The 12,246-nt window shown below is 61.8% G+C and carries 10 protein-coding genes; 2 read left to right on the top strand and 8 right to left on the bottom strand.

What is annotated here, in order from left to right; translation table 11 throughout:
• On the top strand, positions 1-447 hold a 447-nt coding region (locus AC3WUM_RS23135; protein WP_492413402.1), incomplete at its 5' end, for a transposase.
• Here the strand turns inward: AC3WUM_RS23135 and AC3WUM_RS23130 are convergent.
• The 8 genes from AC3WUM_RS23130 to AC3WUM_RS23095 form a co-directional block, all read right to left on the bottom strand.
• Positions 436-846, bottom strand: coding sequence for a hypothetical protein (locus tag AC3WUM_RS23130; RefSeq protein ID WP_492413401.1), 411 nt, complete (start codon positions 844-846; stop codon positions 436-438). The two genes, AC3WUM_RS23135 and AC3WUM_RS23130, sit on opposite strands and share 12 nt — an antisense overlap.
• A gap of 73 nt (positions 847-919) precedes the next feature.
• Entirely contained in the window at positions 920-1,333 is a 414-nt protein-coding gene (locus tag AC3WUM_RS23125) for a hypothetical protein (protein ID WP_492413400.1), read from the bottom strand.
• Positions 1,334-1,439: 106 nt separating this feature from the next.
• Entirely contained in the window at positions 1,440-3,041 is a 1,602-nt protein-coding gene (locus AC3WUM_RS23120; RefSeq protein ID WP_492413399.1) for a S8 family peptidase, read from the bottom strand.
• A gap of 198 nt (positions 3,042-3,239) precedes the next feature.
• A complete protein-coding gene (locus AC3WUM_RS23115) occupies positions 3,240-6,209 on the bottom strand; it encodes a beta-helix domain-containing protein (RefSeq protein WP_492413398.1) in 2,970 nt (989 codons plus the stop codon).
• A 101-nt stretch (positions 6,210-6,310) separates the two neighbouring features.
• Positions 6,311-9,322: a TonB-dependent receptor gene (locus AC3WUM_RS23110; RefSeq protein ID WP_492413397.1), complete on the bottom strand. Its 3,012-nt coding sequence runs from the start codon at positions 9,320-9,322 to the stop codon at positions 6,311-6,313.
• A gap of 453 nt (positions 9,323-9,775) precedes the next feature.
• Entirely contained in the window at positions 9,776-9,979 is a 204-nt protein-coding gene (locus AC3WUM_RS23105) for a hypothetical protein (protein WP_492413395.1), read from the bottom strand.
• 46 nt (positions 9,980-10,025) lie between these two features.
• Positions 10,026-10,418, bottom strand: coding sequence for a low affinity iron permease family protein (locus AC3WUM_RS23100; RefSeq protein ID WP_492413393.1), 393 nt, complete (start codon positions 10,416-10,418; stop codon positions 10,026-10,028).
• A gap of 139 nt (positions 10,419-10,557) precedes the next feature.
• On the bottom strand, positions 10,558-10,983 hold the full coding sequence (locus AC3WUM_RS23095) for a DUF1810 domain-containing protein (RefSeq protein ID WP_492413391.1): 426 nt from the start codon (positions 10,981-10,983) through the stop codon (positions 10,558-10,560).
• A 265-nt stretch (positions 10,984-11,248) separates the two neighbouring features.
• Between AC3WUM_RS23095 and AC3WUM_RS23090 the strand changes: the two genes are divergently transcribed.
• Positions 11,249-12,151 (top strand): ROK family protein, encoded by a 903-nt coding sequence (locus AC3WUM_RS23090; protein WP_492413389.1) that lies wholly within the window; start codon positions 11,249-11,251, stop codon positions 12,149-12,151.
• Positions 12,152-12,246 lie beyond the last annotated feature (95 nt).

The following is a 12,246-nucleotide window of genomic DNA, read 5'->3' as shown; positions in this document are numbered from 1 at the left end:
GGCTGGGCGAGCTTGGCGGTGGTCATCGATTGCCACACACGCGAGCTGCTGGGCTGGCATCTGTCACGCACGGGCCGTGCAACGACGGCCAGTGCTGCCCTGGAGCAAGCGCTGATCGCTCGGTTCGGGACGCTGGGGCGCGTTCCGGTGCCGTTTCTACTGCGATCCGACAATGGCTTGGTCTTCACGAGTCGGCACTACACGGCGCTGGTTCGCAGCTACGGTCTGAAGCAGGAATTCATCACGCCGCACTGCCCACAGCAGAACGGCATGGTGGAGCGTGTGATCCGATCGCTGAAGGAGCAATGCGTGCACCGGCATCGCTTCGAAACCCTGCAGCATGCCAGCCGAGTGATCAGTAACTGGATCGCGTTTTACAACCATCGGCGCCCGCATCAGGCGCTGAAGATGAAAACACCCGCCGAGGCATTCGCCTTAGCGGCCTGACCTGCGCAGGTTTCGGTGGGTCATTACACCGATGCCGAGCGTGAGCTGCGAACGCGGCCCGCTGTCGCCGGAGAGGCGCGTCGCCGAGATCACCGGGTTGGCCATGCGGCTGGCCTCGTAGAGATCGGCCGCGGCGATGCCGAGCTGCGCGTTGCGTGCGCGCAGATCCGGATTGTCGAGCAGCGCGAGCGCGACCGCCGCCTGCGGCGTCAACGGCTGCGCGAGCTGTTCGCGCGTGTAGGCGGCGGCATCGGCGGCCTGCGGAAGCGCGCGCCCGCGTTCGGCGGCCAGGCGCGCCGCATCGGCGCGGCCCCAGTCGTCGGGCAGGCTCGCGCAACCCGATGCGGCGAGCGGCAGCAGCAAGGCGAGCACGCCGCTGCGAAAAGAGGAAACGAACAAGGGAATCTCCCAAAGCTGAAAACATCCGGCACTAAAGCGCCGGAGCGGGCGCGCGACAGCGCGCGGCGATGCTTCAGGAGCGACTGGGAGGGCGCATCAATTCGGTCGGAGAACCACTGCGCAGCGCCTGGGAGACGAACAGCGCATCGACGCGTGTCGAAGGCAGCTCGGCGCTCGCGGCGCTCGTCGGCGACAGCGCGAAGGCAACGCTGGCGCAATGACGATCGGCGCAGAGGCCGTCGCAGTCGTGCGCAGGCTTGGATGGCTTCGTCCGCTGCATGCCAGCGCAATGATCGGCATGCGCTGCTGCCTTCGTCTCGTGCGCTTCGTGCGACGCAGCATGAGCCGACATCGTGTGCGTTGCCGCGGGCGCCTGGAACCGGCAAGGCAAGGCCATCGCCGAAGCCAGCGACTGCCAGCCGAACAGCAGCGCCAGCAGCAGAAGCGCTGCGGGACGACGGACTGAACGGGACGAGCGACGGAACATTCGCGCTTTGTAGCGGCTCGTGCCCGGCAGGGCAAGTCTGGAGCGGCTCCAGACCGCTATCCAAAAGAGAAACGGCGGCCTTGAGGCCGCCGTTTCCAGACTTCACCTAGATGTCGTCGTAGAGATAACACTCCACGCCTTCATATACATAAGTCGATCCGCCGGTACCAAGTTCCGCCCATGACGGCGTGTACAGGTGGTTACTGTAAGTGCTGCTCCAGTATCTGTAGAGCAAGATCGGTGAGGAGTCGATGTTGCAGTAACCGACATTGGAATCACTCAAATAGCCGCTCGGATTTTCCGACGCATCCACCGTTAGAAGATGATCCTTGAGCGTGGGATTCCATAAACGGCGCAGTTCTCGATAGTCTTCATTGGGAAAGGTCAAACCATAACCAATGATGCCTAGGTAGCTGTAGCTGGTTGCCACTCCTGCCTGCAACTCGGTCCACTTGCTCGTGTAATTGCTGTCGGTATCGGCGCTGCTGTAGTAACGATACAACGGGGCACGCCAGCCATTTTTCTCCACCGAGTACGCCATATGGTTCGGTGAACCTGTACCCAGGCTTGTAACGTGCCCATATGAATTCTTTCCGACAACGTGATTGGTAACAGTATCCGGAGTGGCCACAGGTACCTGCTCCAGGTACAAAGCAGCGATGCCAGCTACATGCGGAGACGCCATGGACGTTCCGTTCATCGTCGCTGAAGCACTGTTGCTCGTGTGGCCTGCGGAGAGAATGTTGTCTCCAGGGGCAAATAGATCCAGGCATTTACCGTAATTTGAGAAGCTCGCTCGCGCGCTGGTGGACGTTGTGGCGCCTACGGTGATCGCAGCCGGAACGCGAGCAGGCGATACATTGCATGCGTCGGCATTGTGGTTGCCCGCCGCAACAACAACGGAGATCCCTCCTGCCACAACATTGTTCACGGCCGCGTCTACCGCTGAATTTCCGCCCCAGAACTGAAGGCTGATATTCACTACCGCAGGCAGAGTGCTGTTCAGCAGCACCCAGTCAAGGCCTGCAACGACGTCCGAAGCCGTAACCCCCCCACTGCAAGTAGCGACACGAACCGGCACGATGGTGGCCGCTTTTGCCACGCCATAGCTGGAGCCTGCTGCCGTACCGGCCACATGCGTTCCGTGTCCATGACAGTCACTGGTGCCATTGCCATCAGCAATCGCGGTGTAACCCGCCACGACGCGGCCGCCGAAGTCTGCATGTGTGCTTCTGATGCCCGTATCCACGATGTGGATCCGGACACCGCTTCCAGTCTTCGTATAGACATAAGTGGAGTTAAGGGCATTGCTGCGCTGGTCCAAACGATCCAAACCCCATGGAGGATTTACTTGCGTAGCATCGAGGCTTCCGATGTCATCCGGCACAACATCCACAACACCAGGCAGACGCTTGATCTCGGCCAGATGTGAGTCCGGAATGCGAAGTGCGGCACCGTTCAAGGCTTTCTGGTACTGCCGCTTGACGACAGCGCCGTATGCGGCCTTGGCGTTTGCGATGAAGCTGTCGCGGGCCAAACCATCACGGTAAATATCTGTCGATTGATCCAGAATCACGATTACATCGGAACACCGCTCGGTGTCGCAGATCGATTTACTTGCAGGTGCTGCGATCACGTTTTGTGAAACTGTGTAGAGCGCCACGAGCGAAGCGGCGCGCATAGCAGCAAAAACCAGTTGCGTTTTCAATTTACCCTCCCCAGTCAACGAAGCCAGAAGCTGGCTAGTCGAAGTTATGAGACGGTTTTTTCAGTGTTATTACGCAAGTTGGCCTGCGCGCGCCAAATGATGAAGTCCGTCACATAAGGCTTATACGCCGTAAACGAAAACGGCGGCCTTATGGCCGCCGTTTTCGTAACTCCGTTGAGCTACAGATTCATCCCAGCCTTACGGCACCACGGAGCCCGGAATCGTCCAGCCCGCCCACCAAGCCGAAGCCGCCGGCGTTCCCGGAGCAACTGCACCCACGTAGGTGGTCGGCGCGAAGGCGAACGACGAACCGGAGTTGGCCGGCGTGATCGTCGGGGCCGCAGTCAGCGTAGCGTTTGCTTCCGTCATCGCGATGGCGGCATCAAACGTGACCGTGCTCGCACCGGCATTGGAGCCCGCATCAGCCTGACGTGAACCGGAGTAGTAGAAGCCAGAGGCGCAGTCACCCAGCACGTTGGTCAGCGTCACGTTCGACGGCGTCACCGTGCCGTTCGCGTTTGCATCCTGAACACGCACGCAACCCGAGTTGAAACCTTTGATCGCCGAATTGACCATCGTCGCCTTGACAGCGCCGCGGAACAAGGCACCCGGCTGCACGGGGTTCGGAGCATTGGTGATCGGGCCACCGATCAGCGTGATGTTCGCCAGCACGCCTTCGGTCTGCGGCACCAAGCCCACATCGCCGGTGTTCGCTTCGATAGCGCGCGGATCGTTGGTGCCAGACGGCGTTTCCTTGGTCGGATTCTTGCGAACGATGGCGAACTGGATGTTGCCCTTCCAGCCCTGGTCGAAGTCAATGTCGTCGTCGTCGTTGTTGGTGAACACGAGGTGAGTCGCGTTGACCGTGCCGCCGAACCACTCGATACCGTCATCGAGGCTGCCGTGTATCTGGATGTAGTCCAGCGTGGTGCCGTAACCGACGCCCTGCAGGGTGATGCCCTGGATCTCGTTGTTCACGCCGGCCACGATGCCGCTCTCGGTGACGCGAACGTAGCGCAGGATGCCGCTGTTGTCGGCCGGCTCATTACCGCCGAAGAAGCCTACGTAGGTGCCGCCTTCGCCTTCGACGTTGCAGACCGTGCCCGAACCGTAGCAGGCGCCGGTGTTGCCCACGCCATATTGCGGAGCGAAGCCCTGCAGGATGATGCCGCCCCACTCGCCAAGACCGTCGAAGTTGTCGTCGGTGCTCGAGAAGGTGATCGGCGCATCGGAGCGGCCGTCGGCAATCAGCTTGGAACCACGCGTCACCAGCAGCACGCTGTTGGACGAGCCCCGGACATCGACACCTGGACGCACCGTCAGCGTGACGCCAGCGGCCTTCACTGATGCCACCTGGGCCGCATCGGCGATCTGGCCATTGCCGTTGCCAACCTTGACCACACCATTGAGCACCCACTGCCGGCCGGCCGTGAAGGTGTAGTTGGTATCGATCGTGCCCGTCACCGTGCAGACAGTGGGCGTGCAGCTGACGAACGACGCGGCAGCCGGGGCTTCTTCTGCCACAGCCAGCGTCCCCGGCAGCGTCCATCCCGCCCACCAGGCATTCGCGGCCGGCGTACCCGGAGCGACCGCGCCGACATAAGTCGTGGGTTCGAAAGTGAAGGACGAACCGTTGTTGGCCGGCGTGATGGAAGGCGCCGACGTCAGCGTGGCCGAACCTTCGTTGATCGCGTAGCCCGAGTTCAGCGTGATGGGAGTTCCCGTCGCGTTCGAAGCGGAGTCAGCCTGACGCGAGCCGACATAAAGACCAGCGGTGCAGTCGCCCAGCACGTTGGTCAAAGTCACGTTCGACGGCGTCGTCGTTCCGTTCGCGTTGGCGTCCTGAATACGCACACAACCCGCATTGAAGCCCTTGATCGCCGAGTTGACCATCGTCGCCTTGACGGCTCCGCGGAACAAGGCGCCCGGCTGCGGCGGATTCGGAGCATTCGAGATGGGACCACCGATCAGCGTGATGTTCGCCAGCACACCCTCCGTCTGTGGCACCAGGCCCACGTCACCAGTATTCGCTTCGATAGCACGCGGATCGTTAGTGCCAGACGGCGACGGCTTGATCTGATTCTTCTGAACGATGGCGTACTGGATGTTGCCCTTCCAGCCCTGGTCGAAATCGATGTCGTCGTCGTCGTTGTTGGTGAACACGAGGTGGGTCGCGTTGACCGTGCCGCCGAACCACTCGATGCCGTCATCGAGGCTGCCGTGTATCTGGATGTAGTCCAGCGTGGTGCCGTGACCGACGCCCTGCAGGGTGATGCCCTGGATCTCGTTGTTCACACCGGCCACGATGCCGCTTTCAGCGACGCGCACGTACTTGAGCGTACCGCTGCTGTCTTCCGGCAGGTTGCCGCCGAAGTAACCGACGTAGGTACCGCCTTCGCCTTCGACGTTGCAGATCGTGCCCGAACCATAGCAAGCGCCGGTGTTGCCCACGCCATATTGCGGAGCGAAGCCCTGCAGGATGATGCCGCCCCACTCGCCAAGACCGTCGAAGTTGTCGTCGGTGCTCGAGAAGGTGATCGGCGAAGCCGCCGTACCCTCGGCGACCAGCTTGGAACCGCGCGTGACGAGCAACACGCCATTGGTGGTGGCCTTGATGCTAGTGCCAGGCTCCACGGTAAGCGTTACGCCGTTGGCGCGCAGCTGTTCGGCGGCAGCGGCGTCTGCGATCTGGCCGTTGCCCGTGCCCACGCGAACCACACCGCTGAGCGTCCACTGGCGAGCAGCGGACATGGTGTAGTCCTGATCGACGTCACCGCTGATGGTGCAAGCATTGCCTTCGCAAGTCACGAAGCTGACTTCCGGCTCTTCCGGGAGTTCACAAGCATTGCCCACACCATCATTGTCGCTGTCAGCCTGATCGGGGTTTGCTACCGTCGGGCAGTTGTCGGTTGCGTCTGGAATACCGTCGCTGTCGGTATCGGTGGGCGGCGCGGTGCAGGCGTCGCCTACGCCGTCGTTGTTCGAATCGGCTTGATTCGGATTGGCGACCGTCGGGCAGTTATCCGTCGCGTCGGGAATACCATCGCCATCGGTGTCCGGCTGTACAGTGCCGTCACCATCGGGAACGAAGACATTGCCGTCGTTTCCGCAAGCCGACAACAAGAGGCTGGCGCCCACCAATACCAGCCACCAGGGATTGTGTTTCATGACCTCTCCCGAGGATTGTTCAAAAAGATCTGGTCAGCGATCGCCAACCTTCGGAACTACAGGACCGGCCAAGCGACTGCCTGGCCGGCCCGTGTAACTAACTAAAACTTGTACGTGTACGAGACCTCACCGTTGACGCCGATCCTCCAGCGCTCGATGACCTGATTGTTCTGTTCGAAGCGAATGTCGTCGTTGAGCAGATTGCGCAGCTTCACGCCAACGACCGAGCGGTTGGTGAACTTCTTTTCGTAGGTGAGGTTGAGGATCACGCGGGCCATTTCGTAGGCCGGGTCGGCGGATTGACCGCGGCCAGTGACGTCTATGCGATCGTCGAAATAGTTCGCGGTCATCGTCACCGTTTGCTGGGTCGGGAAATGCTCGTAACCAATTCGCGCATTCGCCAGCAGAGGCGACTGGCCCTGTAGGTCGCGGGTGTCGCGAGCTTCGAGTCGCGCGCCTTGCGCATCGAGCTTGATCTCGGATTCGATGTAGCTGATGTTGGCGCCGACCGTAATGTTGTGGTCCTGGTTCAGCAGCCAGGAAAGCTGGCCGTCGAGTTCAACGCCCGAAACCTTCGCGGACTCGCTGTTGCGGAATGTGAAGATGGGGTTGTCCGATGCGCCGCCCTCGGCATATCCGCGTTCCAGCGGCTTGTCGATGTCCTTGTAGAACAGCGCCAGCGAGATGCTGTCCTGACGGTTGAGGTAATACTCGACGCGCACATCGTAGTTATCGATAAGTGACGGATCGCAAGGAATGTAGCGTCCACCCGATTCGACCGAGCAGCCTCTGAACTCACGCCCGCGATCATCAAAGAAGCGCGACGGCGCCAGTTCGGTGATGCTCGGGCGCGATACCGTGCGCGCATAGCCCGTGCGAAACTGCCAGTCATCGCCGTAGCGATAGATGCCGGAGATGCTGGGCAGCAGCTCGTTCGACTTCAGGCTGGTTTCCCCGAGATTCGGCGCGTTTGGGTAGCTCAGCGAGGTCTTGAAGTTATCCTGGCGCACGCCCGCAACCAGTGTGAAACTCGGGCCGAAATTGGTTTCGGTGGTCACATAACCAGCGGTCGAGCGCTGCTCTGCTTCGTAGGTATCGGTTTCGGTTGTTCTCTCGAAGTTCAGAGAGAATGCACCGCTTTCAAAGGCATCCGGCGTCAGCAGGGCTTCCGGATCGTCGTTGGTGATTGCGTCACCCGAGGAGGTCACGCCGAGACGAATCAGTTCATTCTTGCGGTCACGATCGTTGTAAAGGCCACCGACTTTGACAGTCGTCTTGATCGTATCGCTGAACTGCAGCGGAATCGTGTAGTCGGCGCCGAAGTCGAGACCGTCTTCCTTCAAGTCCGCGAACAGACGCTGGAACTCGGACGGCAGGAAGCGAGTGCCGAAGTAGGTGTAGCTGCGACGATCGGGAACATCGTTGGTGGTTTGCGAAACACCGGCACGCAGATCGAGCGTCTGATTGTCGAATACCGGAATGCTGCCCTGCAGCTGCTGGCTCACGAACTGACGCTCGCGCCATTCCATCATCACATCAGAGCGATCGATTTCATCATCGACGTCACGACCCGATTCAACGGCCGTCGTGTCTTCGGTTTCGCGCAGCACTGTGGTCTTGCTGTAAGCCTTCCAGCCTGCGTTGGCTTCGATGCCGCCGACTAGGTAAGCATCGACCGCTGTGCGGAAGATGTCGCGATCGTAGACCGTCGCCACCGGCGCGATCACCGTATTGCGAATGCCGTCCTGGCGAGATTCGACGCTACGATCGTAGGACACGGTGCCATAGCCGCCGATACGACCGATGTCATGATCGAAACTGTTACCCAGTGCCCACGACAAGCCGAAGTCCGGAGCGGCCTCGCGCAGCGTGGGGTTGAGTTCATCGTCCATCAGCGACCAAAAGCGAGCCTGCTCGCTGCGGCTCAAGGTGGGACGGAAGCCCACGCCGCGAGGGTACTGGCGAGTGCCATCGTCGTAGCCGAGCAGATCGCGGCCGCCACCATGGTACGAGGCCATCTTCTCGCCGGTCGTGCCGGTGCTGCCACCGGCGCTGACCGACACGTTGTTGATGTATTCATCCGGCAAGCCCTTGGTGCCGATCTTGATGATGCCGCCGGTAGTGTCGCCGGGCATGTCGGCGGTGAAGCTCTTCTGGATTTCGATGCCCGACAGGATGTCGGCCGGGAACAGATCGAGTTCGACGTCCCGACGATACGGATCGGTGCTTGCGAGCAAATCGCCGTTGAGTGTGGTGGAGATGTATCGACCCGCCAGGCCACGCACGATCGCGAAGCGACCGCCCTGGATCGACACGCCGACGACGCGCTTGAGCGATGCCGCGACGTCGCTGTCGCCGGCCTTGAGCAGTTCTTCGACGCTGATCGCATCGGTCACCGCGACCGAGTTGCGTTTGATGTCGATCGGCGCGGCGGACCGCTTGTAGCTGCCGACGACGACGATTTCCTCGACGCCCGCCGTGGAGGGATCGGAGACGGCAGCGGCCTGCGGAGGCAGCAGCGTGATGTTGGCCGACAGGCCGACGCCGGAGACGATGCGAATGCCCGAGGTCCGCGCGGTCTCGAAGCCTTGCTTCTCGACGGCCAGATCGTAGCGGCCGCGCGGCACGTCGATCTGGAACAGGCCGTTCGCATCGGTGGTGCCGGTGATGTCCGAAGGCTGCAGACGCAGTGTTGCGCCTGCGATCGGCTTGTTGTCGCCGTCGAGCACGTAGCCTTGCAGCACGCCGGGCGCGCCCTGGCCGGGCTGGCTGGCATCGTACTTGTCGATCGAAGCCGCCGGCGGCTTTTCGAAATCGGTGAACGTGAGGCTCAGGTCTGCGCTTTCGCCTTCGGCGAGTTCGAACTGGTATTCGGTGAGCGTGACGCCTTTCGCCTTCTCGACGATGCGCACCGTGTGCGCACCTTTCTCGAGTTCGCCGACGACCGCGCCTTGCGCATCGGTCTTGCCGATGGAGCGTCCGTCGAGTTCAACCTCCAGATCCTTTAGAGGGTTGGTGCCAAGAAAAGTATTCAGATACAGCTCGGCCGACCAGGCCTCCTGAGCGGCCAGTGCGAGAGAGGCCGTACCAACGAGCTTGAAGAGCGATTTCATCTAGAGTCGAGGATCCGCCAGCGAACGAAATGCGGCTCATCGCTCGCTGTGATCGAACGAGCCATGGATGCATGTGTGACCGCAGAATCCCCCGCGCCGGTGGAGCCCCCCACCAGCGCCGGCTCGCTCGCACATGACGAGGGCCGGACTCTTTTGGCGCGGCAAGAGTAAGAGCCGGACGTGATCCTTTTGTGACAAGCTCGAGCGCGTGCGATGAAATGTGACAGCCGAAAAAATGGCGGGACGAGTTGACGCTCGAGTCGGCTTTTCGAGCCATTTCACCGGCAAAATCGGCGAATCGGCTGCGAAGGAAATGACGGCGAACCCGACGCGGCGCGGGCTGTCCGAGAGCTGCGACGGGCGATTGTGACGGTGATGAAACCCCTCGTTCGCGTCGCGGACTTGCCGGTCAGCGAGCGGCATCGATTGTGGGCTGCCTGCTTTCGCCTTGCCCTAGCTACTGCGCCCCGCCTCGATGTGGGGCGGCAGCTCATGGCCGATGTAGATGGTATCGCCGGCTCGGTGGCAGGAGCCCGCGTAAAATAAGTCGTAGCTGCGAACCACGCGGACGGACTTGAGCGCGGCCATTACCACGTCGTCGAGTACTCCTCGATTCAAGCTCGTGGCCTTGGGCTTGGGCCGGCTACCCCAGCTCATGACAGTTCACCATCGGACCGGGTAAGAGACCGGACGCCGTAGGCGATCAGGAGTGCCGATCGGCCTTCTGCCGTGATTCGGCATGACGCAGAACCTTTTCGTAGCGCGACCGCAGGGCGTCGAGAGATTTCTGATCCAGCTTCTCGATATCGATCATGTCATCGCTGGCGTTGCTGAGGGCGAAAATGACCTCGTCCAACTTGAGCTGCAAGGCCTCCGAATCGCGGTTCTGCGAATTCTGGATCAGAAACACCATCAGGAACGTTACGATCGTCGTGCCCGTATTGATGACGAGCTGCCAGGTCTCGCCGAAGTGGAAGAGGGGCCCGGTGGCCGCCCAGATGAGGACGGATGCCCCAGCGATGACGAACGCATAAGGCGAGCCTACGGCTTTGGACGCCTTGCCGGAGAACTTTGCAAACGCCTTTTCCATGGACATGACCTGACCTCCCTTACTTCTTGATCACTGCGAGGCGGGCCTTATTCCAAACGCTGTCGAGTTGGCCCATGGCTGATATCCCTATTGGCGAGCGGGTATGTCGAACCTACCAGCCGCATCCTTAACGCTGGACACTGGCCTACACCGAGAGCCGCGCAAGCGTCGAAGCGTCAGCAGCCCCACCGAAGAAGCGCTGCAATGCAGAAGCGAAAAGAGAATCGCCGTTCGCCGCGGCGTCGAAAAGCGTCATCGAGGATCGGAACTTGAGATCGTCGGGATGGCCGAACAGAGCGCTGGCACCGATCGATGCCGAGGCGATTGCGAGCTGGGTGCATTCGACAAGACGAGGGCCGAGGATCGGATGGTCCAGATAGCTTCGAGCTTCAGCGAGCCCCGATAGGGCATAGCGCCTCGCCATGTGGGACGAACCAAGACCGGCGATTTGGGGAAACACGAACCACATCCAATGCGATCGCTTCTGGCCCTCGCGCAGCTCACGAACAACGTCGTGATAGACAGGTGCCTGGGCTTCGACGAATCGAAACAGGTTGAATGGATCGGACATAGGGCAGTCAGTTGGTGAACTGGATCGTCAACGCTGCCTGCGCCGTGCTGAACATCGGTAGAAGCATCGACGACGGCCTTGGAGTAACGGGAGGCGGTTGGTACAAGGGGAAGCATCGCGATCGCAGAAGCTCCGCCCGCCCTTTTTGTGGCGAATCACCGAACTAGAAGCGCAGCTTGAAAGGCACCTAGATCGTCAAGCAGCAGCGGCGTTCCAAGTGACTTAAGCTGTCTTTTGGAAGGGCGAATGGCTGATTTAAATCATCATGTTAAGAATAGGAATCGACCTCGGCGGCACCAAGATCGAAGGCGTGGTCATGGATGCCACGCACAGCATCCTCGCGCGCAGGCGCGTGCCGACTCCGCAGGGCGATTATTCGGCCACGCTCGGCGCGGTGGCCGCACTCGTCGGCGAACTCGAGCGCGAAGTCGGCCAGGCCCGGCTGCGTGTCGGCATCGGCCACCCGGGCTCGCTGTCTCCGTTCTCCGGTCTGCTGCGCAACTCCAACAGCACCTGCCTCAACGGCAAGCCGCTCAAGACCGATTTCGAGCACCTGCTCGGCCGCGAAGTGCGCATGGCCAACGATGCGAACTGCCTCGCGCTGTCGGAAGCCACCGACGGTGCGGCGGCCGGGGCGGCGAGCGTGTTCGCGGTGATTCTCGGCACCGGCGTCGGCGGCGGGCTGGTATTCAACGGGACGCTCGTCTCGGGCGCCAACGGCATCGCGGGCGAATGGGGGCACAACCGCCTGCCCTGGCCACGCGTGGAATGGGACGAGGTGCCGGGCCCGGCCTGCTGGTGCGGCCAGCATGGCTGTATCGAGACCTGGCTCGCGGGCCCGAGCCTGGCGGCCGACCACGAGCGCCTGCACGGCCGGACACTGGGCGCCGAGGCCATCGTCGAAGCCGCCGCCGGCGATGCGGCCGCCGAAGCCACGCTTGCGCGCTACGACGACCGCTTGGCCCGGGCGCTCGCCCACGTCATTAACCTGTTCGACCCCGAAGTCATCGTGCTCGGCGGCGGCGTCTCGCGCATCGGCCGGCTCTACGAGCGCGCGCCGGCGCTCTGGCGCGGCTGGGTGTTCTCGGACGAGGTGCGCACGCGGCTCGCTCCGGCCCTGCACGGCGATTCCAGCGGTGTGCGCGGAGCGGCCTGGCTCTGGCCCTGAGCGGCCGAGGCAGCGTCCGCGAGTGAATGCCATCTGAATCGATGGCCGGCATCGCGGCCCGCTTGGGTACACTCGCGATCCGACCCTCCGACCCC

Source organism: Hydrocarboniphaga sp. FW305-C-57, from assembly GCF_058783045.1.
Note: the sequence above shows the minus strand (reverse complement) of the source record. Positions and strands in the feature narration are given on the sequence as shown.